This is a genomic window from Sphingomonas cavernae (assembly GCF_003590775.1).
In the GTDB taxonomy this organism is placed as follows: Bacteria; Pseudomonadota; Alphaproteobacteria; order Sphingomonadales; family Sphingomonadaceae; genus Sphingobium_A; species Sphingobium_A cavernae.
In genome coordinates this window covers 126101-142474 of the sequence record NZ_QYUM01000002.1, presented here as the reverse complement: position 1 = coordinate 142474, position 16374 = coordinate 126101, and the positions used below count along the sequence as shown (strand labels likewise).

General features: G+C 63.4%; 22 protein-coding genes and 1 pseudogene. 6 read left to right on the top strand and 17 right to left on the bottom strand.

Annotated elements, in window-relative coordinates:
* Positions 1-6: 6 nt before the first annotated feature.
* From D3876_RS00955 to D3876_RS00940, 4 genes are read right to left on the bottom strand one after another with little or no spacing between them, the layout of a single operon-like run.
* Positions 7-447, bottom strand: a complete 441-nt coding sequence (locus D3876_RS00955) for a hypothetical protein (protein ID WP_119759267.1) — start codon at positions 445-447, stop codon at positions 7-9.
* A gap of 11 nt (positions 448-458) precedes the next feature.
* Positions 459-2633, bottom strand: a complete 2175-nt coding sequence (locus tag D3876_RS00950; protein WP_119759266.1) for a gp53-like domain-containing protein — start codon at positions 2631-2633, stop codon at positions 459-461.
* A 34-nt stretch (positions 2634-2667) separates the two neighbouring features.
* On the bottom strand, positions 2668-3213 hold the full coding sequence (locus tag D3876_RS00945; protein WP_119759265.1) for a phage tail protein I: 546 nt from the start codon (positions 3211-3213) through the stop codon (positions 2668-2670).
* The gene (locus D3876_RS00940; RefSeq protein ID WP_338014296.1) at positions 3210-4121 is read right to left on the bottom strand and encodes a baseplate assembly protein; all 912 of its coding nucleotides are present in this window, start codon (positions 4119-4121) and stop codon (positions 3210-3212) included. Before D3876_RS00940 ends, D3876_RS00945 begins: the two co-directional genes overlap by 4 nt.
* Before the next feature lie 121 nt (positions 4122-4242).
* On the opposite strand from D3876_RS00940, the gene D3876_RS00935 reads away from it, so the two are divergent.
* Both D3876_RS00935 and D3876_RS00930 read left to right on the top strand, forming a co-directional pair.
* On the top strand, positions 4243-4539 hold the full coding sequence (locus tag D3876_RS00935; protein WP_119759264.1) for a type II toxin-antitoxin system RelE/ParE family toxin: 297 nt from the start codon (positions 4243-4245) through the stop codon (positions 4537-4539).
* A gap of 5 nt (positions 4540-4544) precedes the next feature.
* Positions 4545-4838 (top strand): addiction module antidote protein, encoded by a 294-nt coding sequence (locus tag D3876_RS00930; RefSeq protein ID WP_119760861.1) that lies wholly within the window; start codon positions 4545-4547, stop codon positions 4836-4838.
* Between the two features lie 7 nt (positions 4839-4845).
* Here D3876_RS00930 and D3876_RS00925 read toward each other — a convergent pair whose 3' ends face one another.
* The 12 genes from D3876_RS00925 to D3876_RS00870 form a co-directional block, all read right to left on the bottom strand.
* Positions 4846-5325: a phage virion morphogenesis protein gene (locus D3876_RS00925; protein WP_119759263.1), complete on the bottom strand. Its 480-nt coding sequence runs from the start codon at positions 5323-5325 to the stop codon at positions 4846-4848.
* Complete coding sequence (locus D3876_RS00920) at positions 5322-5834, bottom strand: phage tail protein (protein WP_119759262.1); 513 nt, start codon at positions 5832-5834, stop codon at positions 5322-5324. The genes D3876_RS00925 and D3876_RS00920 overlap by 4 nt, the downstream gene beginning before the upstream one ends.
* Before the next feature lie 16 nt (positions 5835-5850).
* Positions 5851-6129: a hypothetical protein gene (locus D3876_RS00915; protein WP_238475178.1), complete on the bottom strand. Its 279-nt coding sequence runs from the start codon at positions 6127-6129 to the stop codon at positions 5851-5853.
* Complete coding sequence (locus D3876_RS00910) at positions 6089-6565, bottom strand: hypothetical protein (protein WP_119759261.1); 477 nt, start codon at positions 6563-6565, stop codon at positions 6089-6091. Before D3876_RS00910 ends, D3876_RS00915 begins: the two co-directional genes overlap by 41 nt.
* A complete protein-coding gene (locus D3876_RS00905; RefSeq protein WP_119759260.1) occupies positions 6565-7008 on the bottom strand; it encodes an N-acetylmuramoyl-L-alanine amidase in 444 nt (147 codons plus the stop codon). The genes D3876_RS00910 and D3876_RS00905 overlap by 1 nt, the downstream gene beginning before the upstream one ends.
* Complete coding sequence (locus D3876_RS00900; RefSeq protein ID WP_119759259.1) at positions 7005-7358, bottom strand: hypothetical protein; 354 nt, start codon at positions 7356-7358, stop codon at positions 7005-7007. Before D3876_RS00900 ends, D3876_RS00905 begins: the two co-directional genes overlap by 4 nt.
* Before the next feature lie 15 nt (positions 7359-7373).
* On the bottom strand, positions 7374-7586 hold the full coding sequence (locus D3876_RS00895) for a tail protein X (RefSeq protein ID WP_119759258.1): 213 nt from the start codon (positions 7584-7586) through the stop codon (positions 7374-7376).
* Positions 7586-8074, bottom strand: a complete 489-nt coding sequence (locus tag D3876_RS00890) for a head completion/stabilization protein (protein ID WP_119759257.1) — start codon at positions 8072-8074, stop codon at positions 7586-7588. Before D3876_RS00890 ends, D3876_RS00895 begins: the two co-directional genes overlap by 1 nt.
* 12 nt (positions 8075-8086) lie before the next feature.
* Entirely contained in the window at positions 8087-8299 is a 213-nt protein-coding gene (locus D3876_RS00885) for a hypothetical protein (protein WP_119759256.1), read from the bottom strand.
* A 113-nt stretch (positions 8300-8412) separates the two neighbouring features.
* Entirely contained in the window at positions 8413-9366 is a 954-nt protein-coding gene (gpM, locus tag D3876_RS00880) for a phage terminase small subunit (protein ID WP_119759255.1), read from the bottom strand.
* Positions 9367-9401: 35 nt separating this feature from the next.
* On the bottom strand, positions 9402-10484 hold the full coding sequence (locus tag D3876_RS00875) for a phage major capsid protein, P2 family (RefSeq protein ID WP_119759254.1): 1083 nt from the start codon (positions 10482-10484) through the stop codon (positions 9402-9404).
* Between the two features lie 51 nt (positions 10485-10535).
* Positions 10536-11360 (bottom strand): GPO family capsid scaffolding protein, encoded by an 825-nt coding sequence (locus D3876_RS00870; protein ID WP_119759253.1) that lies wholly within the window; start codon positions 11358-11360, stop codon positions 10536-10538.
* A 155-nt stretch (positions 11361-11515) separates the two neighbouring features.
* On the opposite strand from D3876_RS00870, the gene D3876_RS00865 reads away from it, so the two are divergent.
* Both D3876_RS00865 and D3876_RS00860 read left to right on the top strand, forming a co-directional pair.
* Positions 11516-13315 (top strand): terminase large subunit domain-containing protein, encoded by a 1800-nt coding sequence (locus D3876_RS00865; RefSeq protein ID WP_119759252.1) that lies wholly within the window; start codon positions 11516-11518, stop codon positions 13313-13315.
* Positions 13315-14319 (top strand): phage portal protein, encoded by a 1005-nt coding sequence (locus tag D3876_RS00860; RefSeq protein WP_119759251.1) that lies wholly within the window; start codon positions 13315-13317, stop codon positions 14317-14319. Before D3876_RS00865 ends, D3876_RS00860 begins: the two co-directional genes overlap by 1 nt.
* Here the strand turns inward: D3876_RS00860 and D3876_RS00855 are convergent.
* Complete coding sequence (locus D3876_RS00855) at positions 14316-14642, bottom strand: hypothetical protein (protein WP_119759250.1); 327 nt, start codon at positions 14640-14642, stop codon at positions 14316-14318. The two genes, D3876_RS00860 and D3876_RS00855, sit on opposite strands and share 4 nt — an antisense overlap.
* Before the next feature lie 692 nt (positions 14643-15334).
* Between D3876_RS00855 and D3876_RS20665 the strand changes: the two are divergent.
* Positions 15335-15544: pseudogene (locus tag D3876_RS20665) on the top strand (transposase); the annotation flags it as partial.
* Positions 15514-16146: an IS5 family transposase gene (locus D3876_RS00850; protein ID WP_338014295.1), complete on the top strand. Its 633-nt coding sequence runs from the start codon at positions 15514-15516 to the stop codon at positions 16144-16146. The pseudogene D3876_RS20665 and the gene D3876_RS00850, both read left to right, overlap by 31 nt.
* Positions 16147-16374 lie beyond the last annotated feature (228 nt).

The following is a 16374-nucleotide window of genomic DNA, read 5'->3' as shown; positions in this document are numbered from 1 at the left end:
TTCCTTTCAGGCGGCCGCGGTTGCGGGCCAGTTGTCATTTGCGGCAACGTCGAGCGCGGCGAGCTGCGCGGCCGAGCTGGTCGCGATCATGGCTTCGAGCACGTCGGACGCCTCGCGGATCGCGTCGATGGCAGACCAATCAAGCGGAACGCCTTCGCGAATGGCGTTCATCTGGCGCCAGACGGGTGCGATTAGGTCAATGCGCCGGGCCGCTTCACGTTTTACCCGATCGACGGCGCGCGCGCGGCGTTCGTCGAGCGTCGGCTCGGCAAGGGGAACCGCCACCGGGTGACCGTCCGCATGGGGCTTGATGATCGCGCCATTGGCCTGCGCCTCGAACAGCGCGTCATATTCCGCGTCGGTGACAGGGACGGCGTCGCTCGGGACGATCGCATGGATGGCAGTGTCGAAGAAGCCGCCACTGCCGGGGCTGAAATATCGGGACATGTGCGCGCTCCTCAATAGCCGATTGCGATGTAGTGCGTGGTGTTGTGGGTGTTGTCGGCGCTCCAGACGGTCATCGCAGCGGGCGCGATGCTGGTGACATCGGCAGTGTTGTCCTGTTGATCGACGCCGCCGCTGGAAACGCCGCTCACGGTCGCCGCGAAGGCACCATTGGGGAACTGGATAGGGAAAGTGACCGATGTCGATGTGTTGGCCAGCGCGGTAAAGCGGCCCCACTGAATGATCAGACCCGAGGGCAGCACCTGATATCCATTCTGGGCAAGGCTCCGGCTTGCATATTGCGACGCAAGAACGAAGGCCGACGCGTGCAGGCCATCGAGCATGTCGGCGTCCATGCCGGAGCCGGGGCCGTCGTTGTCGGGCCGCCAGAACTGGCTGGCATGCAGGCCGTCGAGCATATCGGCGTCCATGCCAGAACCCGCGCCATCATTCCCGGCCGTCCAGACGAGGGATCCCCCAGCGGTCAGGGATCCGGTGAACGACACGCCGCCCGTGGTGTTGTTGAGCGTGACGAACGCGGTCGAGCCGTCATGTTTGAGAATGTGCAGAAAACTCGTGCCGGCATAGAGCACCTTCTCGGCAGGAGTGCCGCCCGCAAGCGCGGCGCCACCCACGAAAAACCCGCCAGCGTTCAAGATGCCGTTCACGTCGAGCTTGTAGCTCGGACCTATGCCGATGCCGACATTCCCACCGCTGCCTTGCAATACAAGATCAGCGGCCACCCCACCGGCTATAACATCAATGGAGCCTTTGTACGTTCCTTGGTTATAGTAACCCAGCCGCATACGGTACAGGCCATTATCGCTTGCCTCGCCGATCATTATTTGCTGCGCGTCGCCTACGCCAGTCGGGGTAGAAAACGGAATAAATGCAGCATTGCCCCCTTTGACGTGCAGCCTGTGCGATGGCGTAACCCCGATACCGAGGTTTCCCGCGAATTTCGTATCGCCGTTGGTGTTGACCTCAAACAATGATGCGCCGCCGTTAACGCTCAGGCACCAGCTATTGCCGCCCGCACCGCCGATACCGGCGCTCATATCCCAAAATCCGACGCCCGCTTTGCGCAGACGGGCTATGGGCCACGCAGCATTTGAGACTTCAAAATGAGTGGTCGGCGCGGCTCCAATGCCGAAATTGTTGTTGACCTGAACGGCGCCGCCGCCAACCTCATTGGCGATAATTATGTTTGTCGCATTGTGCTGGATGAAGCCAAAACGCGTGCTCTCGGCCGCATTGTAGAACGAGATATAAGGCCCTGCACCGAGAAGGCGCAGACCGTCATCGGTGGTTGCGGTAAATCGCGTTGCGCGCAAGGCACCCGTGAATATCGCGCCGGTCAGCAGTGCGAATTCCGAAGCGTGACGGCCGTCGACGGTGTCCGCATCCATGCCCGATCCTGAGCCGTCATTGCTCGGCCCCCAAGGGACATAGCCCAAACGCGCTGGGATGTTCGTGTAATAGGCGCCCTGCTGCCCGTCGAGCAGATCCGCGTCGAGCCCATTGCCCGCGCCTTCATCCTTGAGCGCTGCCGACTTGATCCCGATCGCCGCGCGCAGCGCAATCGCGCTGGCCGCAGTGAGCAGGGTTTTCATGAAGGCCGAGGGCGCGCCCGCGCCCAAGCGATCGTCGAGCCATCGCGTGACTGCGTAGCGCAGCGCCTTGGCCGTCACGACGCGGCGATCATCGGTGCCCGTGTCGGCTTCGTCATCGGTCGCCAGCTCGACAACGCCCATGATCTCGGTGGTTGCGGGCGGCAGCAGGAAATTCGCGTCGCCGAAGGTGATCAGATCTGCGTCGATATCTTCAAAGCGGATATCGATCGCGAGCAGCAGCATTGACTGCGCCGATTTCTCGATGATCGGCGCGGCCTGGCTATAGACGCCGAACAGCGTGCCATCGGCGAGATAGAGCGCAAAGCTGCGCACGGCATAGGTCTGGTTGCTTTCGTCGCGGACGATCAGGTGAATCGTGTCGTCGTCCACCACATCGCCCGAGAGCGCCGCAATGCGCTTGAATTCGTCGGGCAGCACCGTCGTCGTCTTGGACGCAGCAAAGGCGGTCGGCGAGACGCCGCACTGTGCGATCGTCACGGGCGCAGTGCCGGTATTCTGGGCATTGACGATCGCGGCGCGCCCGGCGTCGGTAATGATGATCGTGATGGCGCTCATGGGCGGTGTCTCCGGGGGCTGGGGTCGGGGTGGTTCATGCGGCGGGGGCGTTGGCAGTCAGCCGCACGAACACCGCGGGGCGAGCAACGCCGATCAAACCGACGCTCCCTTCGGCCTGCAGGCCCTGCGTAAAGGTGAAGTGCGATCGCACGGGCTTGGTGCGGTGGACTTCCGCGATAACGGCATCGACGAAAGCGGCGCTGACCGGAACGCCTCCCTGTCCGTTGAGCGTCAGGATCAGCTCAAAGGTGTGGGGATCTCCGGGTTCGTCAAGCTGCCACCATTCGCGCAGCGCCACCGATCCGCCGAAGCTTTCGACGACGTCGCGCACAGAGCGGGCGGTTCCCTTTCGGCGCTGGATCGGGATAGCCTGTCGCACGCGCTCGCGCTTGACGCCCTCGGGCCAGTCGCTCGACCAGCTATCGAGCGACAGATACCAGGCGAGCCAAGGCAGCAGATTGACCGGGCATCGATCTGGGCTGAACAGGTCGCGGATCGGGACGGGCACGCCCGAAACGCGGGCAACGGCCGCTTCAAGCGCGCGCTCCAGCGGCGTGGCATTCGGCGGCAGCAGGCTCATTCGCCAACGCCCACATGGACGACGTTGATCGCCGTGCACCAGCTCGCCTGTGTGCGATCGAGCACGATATCGGCCGCAGGGCTGGTGAGCGTGACATTCTGGACGCCTTCGCTGTGGAGAGCAGCATAGATCCCCGAGCGCGTCACATCGCGGCCGAGGCGATGACTGCCCTCGATATAGGCATCGAGCCTGCGCAGCGCTTCATCGAGCACGACGCTGCCGTCAGGCCCGGCAAAGGTGCGCAGCTCGGCTGCGACCGCATAGTTGACGATCGCCGCGCTCTGGACGGTCACATAATCGGTGAGCGGACGAACGCTTTCGTCGGACACGCGCGCCTCGACCGCATCGAGCAATTCGGGCGAAGCCGCGCCGTCGCCATCGCGCGACAGGACGGTGATGATGACGTGACCGGGCGTCGGGCTGGTCGCGCTCGCATCGAGCGCGTCGGGGTGCGCGTTGAGCGCGTGCGAGATATAGGCGCCTTCCGGCCCCGCGACCGAATAACCTTCGGGGGCGAGCACCATGCGGCGCCGGAAATCGGCGTCCGATTCCATCGTTGGCGGAATGCCAAGCTCGGGATTGCCGGGATCGAGCTGGAGCCGCGCTATGCCGAGCAGTGCCGCCAGATGATCAAGATCCGTGCCGATCGCATAGGCGGGCATGACGGCGCGCGCGGCCTCGTTGACGCGCTGGCGATCCATCATCACGAAAAGCGCGGCAACCTGCAGCACCTTCACCGCAGGGTCGCTTTCAACAGTGGCGTCGAAATCGGGCAGGACTTCGAGCAGCGCGGCGAGCATCGCCGCGAATGTCGCCTCATAGGACAGCTCTTCGATCACCTTGGGCGCGGGGAGGCGCGACAGATCGACAGCGGTGAAGGTTTGCGCGGTTTCGGCCATGGCGGCCATGTCGCCGCCGCATTCGCGCGCGGGCCAGCGCGCGTTGCTGTGCAGTTGACTCTACATCAACAGCCCTGCCATCTGTAATCTATAGTTGACAGTGTCGTTCAGCGTAATCTATAGATTACTCATGATCGAAATTCGCCAGACAGAGACCTACGCCAAATGGTTCCGCAAACTGCGCGATCGAACGGCGCGCGCGCGGATCGATATTCGCATTCGTCGCGTCTCGCTCGGCAATTTCGGCGATGTGAAGCCGGTGGGCGAAGGCGTGAGCGAGCTGCGCGTGGACTACGGGCCGGGTTACCGGGTCTATTTCGTCCAGCGCGGCGAGGTGGTGGTGATCCTGCTGTGCGGTGGCGACAAAGCCAGTCAGGAAGGCGATATCGTCAAGGCGAAGGCTCTGGCGGCAGATTTGGAGGAATGATGAACATGGCCGAGAAAATCACGGCTTGGGATGCGGCCGAGCATCTGGACGACGAAGAGGCGGTGGCGGCCTATCTTGCGGCCGCCTTCGAGGATGGTGACCCGGCGCTGATTGCGGCGGCGATCGGCGACGTCGCCAAGGCCAGCGGCATGGCAAAGATCGCAGAAGAGGCGGGCGTGACGCGCGAAGCGCTCTACAAATCGCTGAGCCCGCGCGGCAATCCGCGCCTGGGCACGCTGCTGCCGGTGCTGAAGGCGCTGGGAATGCGGATCGATATTCAGCCGACACGCCACGCGTAACGGTCTATCATTCGCCCAGATGACGCAGAATTGCGTCCATGAGGCGCGCGCGATCGGCTTCGGTCAGGCCGAGCAGCTCGCGCCGGGGATAGTCGACCTCGGGCGCGCCGGGCTGCTTTGACACACGATCGCGCAGACCGCGCTGGTGAACGGCCGCTACGCGCGCGGCCGCGCCTTCGAAACCGACGCTGATCTCGCTGGCCGACGATTCGGCGCGAAGGTATTTCGGCCGCCGCAGCTTGGCGAACATGGCGCGCGCCTTCACGCGGCGCTGGATGCGCCCTTTCTGCGCGCGGAGCGGTTCGCGTTGGGGCTTGCGAGGCTCAAAGGCCGAGCCGTCCGGGTTGCGCTGCGATGCGATGCGCTCGGCCTGTGCGTGGCGAAGATCGACGGAGAGCCGCCGTCCAAGACGCGCGCGATCAGAATCCGACAGCCGCGCGGTGAGCCCGGCAATCCAGTTTTCGATTTCCGCCAGATCTTCGCTCATGGGATCGGCGGCGGGCCGTCAGGAAACAATGCCTCGGCGATCAGCTCGTCTTTCAGGAACAGTTTCCAGAGGCGCACGTCGCCCGACACGCTTTCGAAGGGGCTGTCATAGACCGGCTCTTCGGGATGATCGACCTCATAGCTGCCGTTGGGCAGGAGCTTGACCGTCACGGTTTCGTCCAGCTCGAGCCGGATCTCGATATCCGCCTTATCGTTCGCCAGAATGTCGGCATCGAACGCGAAGCTGTCGCCGCCCTGCAGCGCCTTCGCGAAGAGCTGGGGCTGGTGGCGCGATAGCCAGATCAGAACGGGCAGGGTGAGCTTGTCGGGCGAACCGCCGAAATCCTCGATCAACAGCGTGAGCGTGTAGCGATAGGCGAAGCCCAGCTTGTTCGCGCCGGTTGAGCGGACCGCGCCGCGCGTGATGAAAATGTGTAGCTTTTCGGGGCTGCGCTTGATCTCGGGGATTGCAGTGGTCAGGAACTTGCGCAGGCTGTCGGGCTTATACATCGGCGATGCTTTCGGATCAGGGCGCAGCACGCGGCGCGCAGGCGCCCGGCTGTTCCCATTCAATCAGGCGCACGAGCTGACCGTAGACCGCCGCATAGGCGCGGCCGAGCCGGATCGCCGCGGCGCGCACGGGCGCGGGCATGGTCGCTTCGGCATCGACCGGAAATCCCTCGGGCTTTTCAGGGCAGATCAGCAGATCCGCGGGCGGCGTATCCTTGACGGGCACCGCGACGACGGCAGGCGCTGGCGGCGTCTCAACGCGGTGGGCGCAGCCCTGCAGCGCGATTGAAAGCATCAAACCAGCCACCGTCAACGCGGTCATCATTTGCGATTTTGCCATCAGCTTTCTCCATGAGGATCTGGGCGTCACGCGCCGCCTGGGCATTGCTGCTCGCCCGCGCGATATCCGCCTGTGTCTTGGTCTCGCGCTCGCGGTTCACCTCGCTCAGCACGCGCGCGCTTTCGGACCGGGTTTCACGTTCGAAGGCGGCGAGGCGCTCGACAGCCTTGCGGCAGGCCTTACCGCGATCGCTCTTTGCGACGCCCTCGGGCTGAAATCCGCTGCCCGCGGCCGCGCAGATGCCATCGGCGGTGCTGGCTATCCGATCGCGGTCCATGCGGAACGTCTCGCCGCGCACGAACAGGAAGGCGGCTGCGGCGGCCACCGCGAGCAGCGTCAGCCAGTGCCGATTCCCGCTGATCCAGCCCAGAGCCTTGGCGATGCCGAACATCAGGCCAGCCTCACGGACTTGAGCCATGCGGCGACGTCGAAGCTCGGGCACGCTTTTTTGACGCCCGGCCAGTCGCGGTGCCCGCGCACGATGATACCGGGATAGCGCTCGCGATACTCACGCACGAGGCGGGCGAGCGTGGCGCGCTGGGCGGCGGTGCGGGTGTCCTTGGCGTTCATTTTCGCATCGACGCCGCCGACATAGCAGATGCCGATGTTGCCGGTGTTGGCGCCGCCCGTATGCGCGCCGCGCTGATCATCGCTGAGCGTGCGCACGGCGGTCCCGTCCAGCTCGACGACGTGGTGATAGCTGGTCTGCCCGAATTTTTCCTGATCCCATTTCGAGATCGTCGCGGCTTTCACGTCGCGGCCTTCAGGTGTCGCGGCACAGTGGATGGTCAGAGAATGGATCTTTTCCGGGTCCATGTAGGCGGGCGTCGTCATGCCGAAGGGCCTTTCCGCTTGAGGAAGTAATCCTTGATTGCGTCGGGGAGCTGCGCGGCGGTGTCGCCCGCGGCCTTGACGAAGCGCGGCGCGACCTCGAATGCCACCATGCCGATGACGAATCCCATGGCCTGACTGACGAATTCGTGCCAGCCCAGCCACACGCCGAGCGCGCGGGTGACGAAATAGGATACGCAGATCCCGACCACCCATTGAACGATGCGCTGGCGCCAGCTCAGGCCCGGCTTCCATGCCTGCGCGACGGCCGAGCCCATGGCGGCAGGCCCGATCGCGGCGATCACTGCGCCCGCAAGGTTGATGCCCGCATCGATCAATTCCTGAACGGTCATTCGGTGTCCTTTTCCTCAGTCCCAGAGCTGGACGAGCTGCAGCTTGTCGGGTGCGGGCGCGATGGAGGGGATGGTTACGGGGTGCCCATGGGGCAGAATTGGCCCAAGCTCGGCGATGCCGGGGTTTGCTTCGAACACGAGCGCGATCGCGCTGGAGCCGAGCCCGGCCTCGCGCCAGATCAGCCCGTCGAGCGTGTCGCCCTGCCGTGCGTGGACCGTCGTCGCCATCAGATCGATTCCACGAGCGTGCGCGGCTTGCCGAGAATGTCGCGGATGGCGCCCAGCCCGTCGCGCCGCAGCTTGCCGGGGGCTGGATCGAGATCCTCGCCCTTGCGCTCGCCCGAGCCCGTCGCGTCATAGTCGGCATATTCCTCGACCAGCTCGGCGCGGGCGTAGCAATAGACGGCGCGCGTCCATGCGCGGAGCAGGCGGCTTTCGCCGTCGAGATCGGGCGAGGGAACCGCCTCAAGGCTGGCATGGCCTGCGAAGATCTGATCACCCTGCCAATCGAGCAGGTCGTTCATCACGGTTGCCATCGCGTTGCGCACCGCGTCGCGAAGCCTTTCCGTCGTGATCGTGTCGTCCAGGCGCCGCGCCGCGCGCATCGCCGTCAGGTCTATGGCCGGAAACCAGCCATCGGCTTCAACAAGGATCGGCTCGGGCGCGGGCGCGTCGGGATCGGCGGGCGGGGAAACGATGGAGATGAGGCCGGACATGCGCTTACTCGATCAGCCGAAGCAGGAGCGGACCCAGCGCGCACCCTCGACGATCAAGATCACGATCAGATAGATGAGAGCGCCGGGCCAGAGCGCGGCAAGCAGGAACGCAAGCGGAAGCAGGATCGACTGACCGTGCGCGGTCGGCTCGCGCAGCGCGGCGGAAATGGCCCAGAGCAGCACGAGCAGAGCAACAACGGCATAGACGCCAAGAGCAATTAACATGGGTTCGCCTCCTTTGTGCTCGCCCTCGGCAAACGGGGGGTGGGGAAGGATGAGCCGGATGGAGTAGGGAACTCACCGACTATCCAACCGCCCCCCGAGCGCCGGGGGGCGAGCTATTGACCGGCCTTGCCGGTGTTATCCTTGGCGGGCTTGCCGCCTTTGCCTTTTGCGGCCTCAGCAGCACGTTCGGCCTCAGCAGCACGTTCGGCCTCAGCAGCACGTTCGGCCTCAGCAGCACGTTCGGCCTCGGCGGCACGCTCAGCCTCGGCGGCGCGCTCAGCATCGGCGGCACGCTCAGCCTCGGCGGCGCGCTCAGCATCGGCCGCACGCTCAGCCTCAGCGACACGCTCAGCCTCAGCCGCCTTTTCGTTCGCTTTCTCGATGCGCTTGATGCGATCCTTGACCCCGATGCGGTCATACAGCTCCTGCGCGCGGCGCAGGGCTGCGAGAGCGCTTTCGTGGGCAGGGCTGGGCGCTGTGCCCGCCGCATCCGCAAGGCGCGCGGTTTCGAGGCCGATCGCCTTGAACAGTTTGGCGCGAACTTCATCGGGCATGTCGTCATCGCCCGTGAGAAGTTCGACCGTTTCGAGCACGTCGATCGAGAATTCGCGCCCATCGAGCAGATGGCGCAGCGCCACTTCCGAGATTTCCTCGACGATCAGCGTGGCCGTCTGGCGCTCAAATTGGGCGGGCAGGGGGAGCTTGTGGCGCTGGACATATTCGACCAGGCGCAGCGCCAGATCGAAATCCTCGGTGTCGATCGCCCAGATCATGATGGTGGGGATGACGGGATCGGCCACGCCATTGCCGGTGGCCTCGCCCGCCGCAAGGATGCCCTCGATCCACGGGAGATAGTCGGGGATCATATCGCGCTTGGCGACAATTTTGCGCTCGCGCGACTGGATTTCCTTGAGGCGGCGGCGATCGTGCGTCAGGCGCATCCCGATCTGCGCCGCCGCCGAGGCCGCATGGGCATCGGCGACGGGCAGCACCGCTCCATCATCGGGAGCGGACGCGACGATAAGGGCAGCGGCTATGCGGTCCCGGTTGCGGCGAGCAAGGCTCATGTGCGTGTCCTGTCAGATGGAGAGATCGGGAGGGATCAGGCGGGCTTCTTGCCCATGACGACGTTTTCAACGAGCGCGCTGCGGCCGTAGTCCTCGACGACATAGTCTTCGTTGACCGACTCGTAGTTTTCGATCTGATCGAGCGCCGGTTCATCCTTGATCTGACGACGGCGGGTCTCTTCCTGCCAGTAGATCGACAGGTTATCGAGGCTGGTGACCATCAGCGCGTCTTCGGGGAAGAAGGGTACGATCACTGCACGCTTGCCCGCGAGCTGCTTGGGAAGCGTCAGGATGCGATGTGCGGCCTCGCGCTCGGTCGCGGTGTCGCCGGCGGCCTGCAGCAGATTGAGATACTTGTCCTTGACCAGCTTCCAGCCAACGATGACCACCAGATCGGTGTCGCTGCGGTGCCATGGATCGATCAGATCGAGCGCATCGAAGGCGAGCGCGTCGAGATTGGCATAGTCGGCCTTGGCGGTGGCGGTGTTGGTGCCGTCCGGATCGACGACCTCGACACCGGCAGCGACGTAGATCGCCTTGAGGGCGCCCGCCGTCAGCTCGCCGTCGTTGAGCACGCGCGTCGGCGCATGCGTGCGGATCTTGTGGAGCCAGCCTTCGTTCACGTCCTGCAGCAGCGGATTGGCGACGCGATCGGTCTGCGCAGCAGCCGACGTGCCGTTGAAGCCGATCATGATGCGATCGCGGCCCTGCTGTTTTAGGATAGCGTCACGGAGCAGCGTCTGGAATTCCGGCTTGTGGCGCCACGCGTCGAGCTTGGTGTATTTGATCGCGTGATCGAAGTTGGTCTGGCGGCAGCAATAGCCGCCGTCGTCCGTGGTGTCGGTCGGATCGGTGGGCGTGCGACGATTGCCCGCGGCGGTGTTGGTGCGACCAGCAAGCGGGCGCGTGACGCTCACGCCGACCTTGTCGCCGGTCTGCGCGGGCACGGGAACGAGGTTGATTTCAGTCAGGAAGTCGCTGGAGTCCTGAATCTTCTCTTCAAGCGTCTGTTCGACCGATGGCGCGACGCTGAATTTGACGGATGCGTCGGCAACGCCATTCAGCAGCGCGATCTGGCTGACATAGGCGGTGAAGAGAACGCGGGTTTCGTTACGCATGGGCGTGGGCTCCTGGGCGAAAAATGGACGGGGCGGGCGGACGTGTCGGGATCAGCAGTCGGTGAGCGGAGCGCCATTGCCGCCCGATGCGGGCTGGCGCTTGAAATCTTTCGTCTCGGTGGTTTCGAGCTTGGTGCGCAGCTCGGCGAGACTCGCGCCGATCTGCGCGACCGCGGCGTCATTTGTCGCCGCATAGGCAGTGATCGCCGCGCTGACGGTCTCGCCGATAGCGACAGCGAATTTCGCCATGTCATTGTCGTTCGCGGGCGGCGGCGGCGGGGGCGTTTCGGGCTGCTTCGTCTCGTTGTTGGCCGCGAATTTCGCGGTGAACGCGTCGAGCGCGCCCTTGAGCGAGGCCGCCCAACCCGGTTCATTGCCGCCCGGCGCTGCGGTCAGCAGCTCGATCGTGGTTTCTTCGGCGTTGGTGAAAATGTTGGGTCGCGACATGGCCGCAAATTTGAGCGGCTCGGTGCCCAGCGAGGCGGGCTTGTCGGTCACCGCGAGCCCGACCAGATACGCCTTGCCGCTGCCGGTGAAGTTCGGATGGATCTCGCACGAGTGGAACAGCTTCTGGCCAGCCTTGTTGATCGCGATGAGCTGATCGTTGGCGTCGATCTGGGCGAAGAGGCCGAGGCGCTTTTCCTCCTTGCCGTTGATCTTGAGCGTGACTTCCTCGGTTTTCAGCGCGAGCACTGAGCCATAGGCGTTGAAGGGCTTGTCGGGGCTGTAGCCCGCAATGTGCTCGCAATTGATGCGCGCGGTGTAGGTCGCGGGATCGTAGGACGCGGCCATTTCTTCGAGCCACTGGCGGCTGATTTCGCGACCGTCGACGGTGGCGCCTTCGACAGCGACGCAGAAGAATTTCGTTTTGGCCATGGTTGATCCCTCGATTTCGGTTCGGTGCCGGGCGCGGCGAAGGCCCGAACAGGGACCGAGAGGGGGGAAAGTCTCAAGCGTGCGTTGATGTAGAGTCGATTGCACATCAAGGCGTTGGCGCGTGGGCGGGGGCGCGGTGACTAGGCTCCGCGGCGATGTCGATCCTCGCAGATCCTGTGCCCGCCATTCCCTTCGATGCGCGCCGTCTGGCGCGCAGCTACTATTGGCGTGGCTATCCGGTAACGCAGATCGCCGAAGAGCTGGGGCTCAATCAGAAAACCGTGCAGAGCTGGAAGCAGCGCGATCGCTGGGACGACGCGCCGATGATCGCCAAGATCGAGGATCATCTCGAATGGCGGCTCAATACGCTGATCCTCAAAGAGAAGAAGACGGGCGCCGATTTCAAGGAAATCGATCTGCTCGTGCGCCAGATCGAGCGACTGGCGCGCGTTCGCCGCTATCAGGCGCCGGGCGGGCATGAAGGCGACCTCAACGAAAAGGTCGCCAACCGGAACGCCGGGCCGAAGAAGAAGGCGAAGCGCAATCACTTCACCGCCGAGCAGGCGGCCGAGCTGCGCCGCATCTTCGAAAGCCAGCTCTTCGACTATCAGGAAACGTGGTGGAACGCGCTGAGCTTCCGTACGCGCATGATCCTCAAATCGCGCCAGATCGGCGCGACCTATTATTTCGCCTTCGAAGCGCTGATCGACGCGATCGAGACCGGACGCAATCAGATCTTCCTTTCCGCGTCGAAGGCGCAGGCGCATGTCTTCCGCAGCTATATCGTCGGCTTCGCAAAGCTCGTCGGCGTCGATCTGGTGGGCGATCCGATCGCGATCACGTCCGAGCTGGTCGGTGAGAACGAGCCCGCGGCCAATCTCATCTTCCTCGGCACGAACTCGAAAACGGCGCAGAGTTATAGCGGCAATTTCTACTTCGACGAATTCTTCTGGGTTCACGGCTTCGAGGTGCTGAACAAGGTCGCCTCGGGCATGGCGACGCACAAAAAATGGCGCAAAACATACTTCTCGACGCCATCGACCGTTGCGCACCAAGCCTATCCCTATTGGACCGGTTCGCGAAAGAACAAGGGGCGCAAAAAGGCCGAGCAGATTGACATCGATGTCTCGCACGAAGCGCTCAAGCACGGGATGCTTTGCGCCGATCGGACATGGCGGCACATTGTCACGGTCGAGGATGCCGAGGCGGGCGGTTGCGACCTGTTCGACATCGAAGAGCTGCGCGATGAGTATGCGCCCGACGAATTCGCTAACCTCTTCCTGTGCCAGTTCGTCGACGACAGCCTGTCGGCCTTCAAGTTCAACGATCTGACGGCCTGCGGCTGCGATAGCCTTATCGACTGGACCGATTTCAACATCGATGCCGCGCGGCCGTTCGGCAACCAGCGCGTCTGGGCGGGCTATGATCCGCAGGGAAGCGCCGAGGGCGACAACGCCGCGTTGGTCATCATGGCACCGCCGAGCGAACCGGGCGGGCAATTCCGGCTGCTCGAAAAGCATCAGCTCCGCGGGCTCGATTATCAGCAGCAGGCCGAATTCATCGTCGCGATGCTGAGCCGCTATAATTGCGCCTATCTGGGCGTCGATGCGACGGGCGTGGGCTCCGCGGTTTATCAGTTGCTTGCCAAGGGTCCGCTGGCCTCGATCGTCGCACGGATCGACTATTCGCTCGATTTCAAGGCCCAGATGGTCATGAAGGCGCAGAACGTGATCCGCCGCGCCCGCATCGCGTGGGACATGGGCGCGACCGACGTCATGTCGAGCTTTCTGTCGATCAAGAAGACGATCACGGACAGCGGCCGCAACGTCACTTTCAAGGCCGGGCGGTCCGAAGCCGACGGCCACGCGGATCTCGCCTGGGCGATCATGCACGTGCTCATCAACGAACCGCTCGACGGCAAGGAACGCCCGAAAGCCACAATGGAGATTTTCTGATGGATCGATCGCTTGGCGGCGTCGCGAACGACAACCCGGCCATTCAGGCTTTCACCTTCGGAGATCCCGAGCCGGTGCTCAACCGGCGCGAGCTGCTCGACATGGTCGAGTGCTACCATAACGGGCGCTGGTATGAGCCGCCGATTTCGCTGAACGGACTCGCGCGGGCATTCCGCGTTTCGCCGCATCACAGCTCGGCGATCATGCTCAAGGTCAATCTGGCGGCCGCGTCGTTCATCCCGAGCAAGCTGGTGAGCCGTCAGGCGTTTAAGGCCGCGGTCATCGATCTGCTCATCTTCGGGAACTGCTATTTCGAGACCCGGACCAATCTGCTCGGCGATCCCCTGCGCCTCGACCATTCGCTCGCGAAATATACGCGCCGCGGCGTCAAGCCCGGCCATTTCTGGTTTGTGCCGGGCTATCGCCAAGAGACCGAATTCAAGCCCGGCAGTGTCAGCCAGATCCTGCAGCCCGATATCAATCAGGAAATCTATGGCCTGCCCGAATATCTGAGCGCGCTGCAGTCGGCCCTGCTGAACGAAGACGCGACGCTGTTCCGCCGCCGCTATTACATCAACGGGAGCCATGCCGGGTTCATCCTGCACGCTAAGGGCGATTTCGCTGAGGGCGCGGCCGAGGGCATCAAGGAAGCGCTGAAGAATGCGAAGGGGCCGGGCAATTTCCGCAATATGTTCATCCATTCGCCCAACGGCGCGAAGGAAAACGGGCTCGAGTTGATCAGGATCGCCGAGGTGGCGGCCAAGGACGAATTCCTCGGTATAAAAAATACGACGCGCGACGACGTGCTGGCGGCGCACCGCGTGCCGCCCCAGCTCTTGGGGATCATCCCGGCCAACGCGGGCGGGTTCGGCGATCCGGCGAAGGCGACCGATCAGTTCTTCGAACTCGAAATCGAGCCGATCCAGGCGACAATGCTGCAGCTCAACGAGCTGCTCGGCCTTGATGCGATCGCGTTCAAGGAACGGCAGCGCGCGGCGGCCTAGCCCCGCGCCCGCCGTACCAATCGCTTCCATTCTTCATCCGTTGTCGGGCCGAGCGCTGGCCCGCTATCGGGCGGCTGCGCCGTTGCCTTGAGCAGCGGCCATTTCGCACCGCAACGGCTGCATTTGAGCCGGTTCATCATATGGTCGAGGTGCATATTCCAGCCCTTGGCCCTGCAGAGATCGAAGAGCGGCTGCGCGTCGACGATGCGCGTGTGGCCGCATTTGCTGTTCGTGCATCGCACGCTGAGCCCATAGCCGCTGCGCGCGATGGTGCCGACGTCGAGCGCCCGCGCGAATCGTAGCCTTTCCTGCTCGCCCGTCATCGTGCGCGTCCACCGCACCCGCGTTCGTCGATTCGATCCATGGGGAATAATGGAACATAAAGTGAACATAACGGCAAGGCGCGATGCGGCAGGCCGATGCCGACGCGATCGAGCCGACAAGGCGAGGGCCGGGCGCCTGTGCACCACCGTTGCCACCCCGCAGCGCGCGCTTTTCCCCCCGCCTCGCCCGCGGGCTTTTTATGTCGCTATTGATGCATCCCCGCCGCGCCTCGGAAACCGGGCTAGGAAGCGCGATAGATAGAGCTGACGACGCTCAGCCCATTGATGCGGATTGATGCAGCTACGGCCCCCGAAATCGCCCTGTGAAGATCGAGCGAAAAAGACGGTCGTAACCCCGCCCAAAGGGGGAGGGGTCGGGAAAAACATAATCTCCGTAACCCGTGCGATCCTCTGCCAGAAAAACCGCAGAAATCCGCCATTAATCGGGTTAGGGTTCAAACATAATCTGAGCTGATCTCGGTTGGCCAAAAACATAATCCCATTGAAAACACAGGATAACATTCAACAGGAAAATCATGATCATCAGACATAATCAGGTCATGGTCAGGTTATGGTTTTGGTTATGCCGCAAACCCGCAGATTTCCGCCGATGTTATGTTTATTATGTTTTTCCCGACACCCCCCAATCTACTAGGCGGCGTGGACGAATTGGTTGACGTGGACGGTGTGGGTTGATTCAAGGCTGCCTTTTGGAGGCAGGTTTGAGCCGGGGCGATCTGAGCGAAGCAGAATGGCGCGTTCTGAAGGGTCTGCTGCCGATCGAGCCAGAGAACCGAGGGCGCGGCCGCAGGCCTGAGCAGAATCTCTCGATAGTCAACGGCATACTCTGGCGGCTGCGCTGTGGGACTGCTTGGCGCGATGTCCCGCCAAAATACGGCAATTGGAACACGATCTACCGGCGGTTCCGTCGTTGGAGCGAGGCCGGGGTCTGGGAGGCCGTGTCGGTGACGCTTGCCGAGATCATGGCCGACACCGGACACTACAGCATCGACAGCACCACCCTTCGCGCCCATGTCTCGGCAGCGGGCGGAAAAGGGGGACTTGTCGACGCGCTCTTGGCCGCTCGCGGGGCGGGTTCACCAGTAAGCTTCACTGTCTGGCTGATGCCCGAGGACGCCCCGTCGCCTTCCACCTGACTGGTGGTGAAGCCGCCGACTGCACGGCCTATGACACGCTGATCCGCCTGCCGGACCGCGCTCCGGCGGCTCTGCTGGCCGACAAAGGCTACGACACCAACGCCATTCGCGCCGATCTCGCGAGCCGCAGCATACAGGCTGTCATCCCGGCGCGCTCCAATCGCCGAGAAAGGATCGAGCACGATCGGCAGCTCTACAGGCAGCGAAACGGCATTGAGCGAATGTTCGGCAAGCTGAAAATCAATCGTGCCGTCGCCACCCGCTACGATCAAACGCCCTCAAGTTTCCTCGGCATGGTCCATCTCGCTGCCATCCGGCTTTGGATCAAATTCGTCCACGCCGCCTAATCCAAGGGTCGCGCACGCATATAGAATGCGCGGCGAGAAATGCTAATCATCGCCCGCGTTTCACGGATTTGTCCTTGTTGATGGTGGATGATCGCGCGGGGCTCGCGTCGGCTGTGTCCGCCAGTGTGACACGATTGTGCCCGAATGTGCCGGGGAGTGCCGCTTTGTTCCGGTCTGGTTGACGGGGGCTATGCGACCTCTTATCGCTGCACCGCAGGAATTCAGCGA

What these genes read in the sequence shown, in the direction of transcription:
- D3876_RS00955 (WP_119759267.1), bottom strand. Translation starts at nt 447, where the DNA reads ATGTCCCGATATTTCAGCCCCGGCAGTGGCGGCTTCTTCGACACTGCC.
- D3876_RS00950 (WP_119759266.1), bottom strand. Translation starts at nt 2,633, where the DNA reads ATGAGCGCCATCACGATCATCATTACCGACGCCGGGCGCGCCGCGATC.
- D3876_RS00945 (WP_119759265.1), bottom strand. Translation starts at nt 3,213, where the DNA reads ATGAGCCTGCTGCCGCCGAATGCCACGCCGCTGGAGCGCGCGCTTGAA.
- D3876_RS00940 (WP_338014296.1), bottom strand. Translation starts at nt 4,121, where the DNA reads ATGGCCGCCATGGCCGAAACCGCGCAAACCTTCACCGCTGTCGATCTG.
- D3876_RS00935 (WP_119759264.1), top strand. Translation starts at nt 4,243, where the DNA reads ATGATCGAAATTCGCCAGACAGAGACCTACGCCAAATGGTTCCGCAAA.
- D3876_RS00930 (WP_119760861.1), top strand. Translation starts at nt 4,545, where the DNA reads ATGGCCGAGAAAATCACGGCTTGGGATGCGGCCGAGCATCTGGACGAC.
- D3876_RS00925 (WP_119759263.1), bottom strand. Translation starts at nt 5,325, where the DNA reads ATGAGCGAAGATCTGGCGGAAATCGAAAACTGGATTGCCGGGCTCACC.
- D3876_RS00920 (WP_119759262.1), bottom strand. Translation starts at nt 5,834, where the DNA reads ATGTATAAGCCCGACAGCCTGCGCAAGTTCCTGACCACTGCAATCCCC.
- D3876_RS00915 (WP_238475178.1), bottom strand. Translation starts at nt 6,129, where the DNA reads ATGCTTTCAATCGCGCTGCAGGGCTGCGCCCACCGCGTTGAGACGCCG.
- D3876_RS00910 (WP_119759261.1), bottom strand. Translation starts at nt 6,565, where the DNA reads ATGTTCGGCATCGCCAAGGCTCTGGGCTGGATCAGCGGGAATCGGCAC.
- D3876_RS00905 (WP_119759260.1), bottom strand. Translation starts at nt 7,008, where the DNA reads ATGACGACGCCCGCCTACATGGACCCGGAAAAGATCCATTCTCTGACC.
- D3876_RS00900 (WP_119759259.1), bottom strand. Translation starts at nt 7,358, where the DNA reads ATGACCGTTCAGGAATTGATCGATGCGGGCATCAACCTTGCGGGCGCA.
- D3876_RS00895 (WP_119759258.1), bottom strand. Translation starts at nt 7,586, where the DNA reads ATGGCGACGACGGTCCACGCACGGCAGGGCGACACGCTCGACGGGCTG.
- D3876_RS00890 (WP_119759257.1), bottom strand. Translation starts at nt 8,074, where the DNA reads ATGTCCGGCCTCATCTCCATCGTTTCCCCGCCCGCCGATCCCGACGCG.
- D3876_RS00885 (WP_119759256.1), bottom strand. Translation starts at nt 8,299, where the DNA reads ATGTTAATTGCTCTTGGCGTCTATGCCGTTGTTGCTCTGCTCGTGCTG.
- gpM (WP_119759255.1), bottom strand. Translation starts at nt 9,366, where the DNA reads ATGAGCCTTGCTCGCCGCAACCGGGACCGCATAGCCGCTGCCCTTATC.
- D3876_RS00875 (WP_119759254.1), bottom strand. Translation starts at nt 10,484, where the DNA reads ATGCGTAACGAAACCCGCGTTCTCTTCACCGCCTATGTCAGCCAGATC.
- D3876_RS00870 (WP_119759253.1), bottom strand. Translation starts at nt 11,360, where the DNA reads ATGGCCAAAACGAAATTCTTCTGCGTCGCTGTCGAAGGCGCCACCGTC.
- D3876_RS00865 (WP_119759252.1), top strand. Translation starts at nt 11,516, where the DNA reads ATGTCGATCCTCGCAGATCCTGTGCCCGCCATTCCCTTCGATGCGCGC.
- D3876_RS00860 (WP_119759251.1), top strand. Translation starts at nt 13,315, where the DNA reads ATGGATCGATCGCTTGGCGGCGTCGCGAACGACAACCCGGCCATTCAG.
- D3876_RS00855 (WP_119759250.1), bottom strand. Translation starts at nt 14,642, where the DNA reads ATGACGGGCGAGCAGGAAAGGCTACGATTCGCGCGGGCGCTCGACGTC.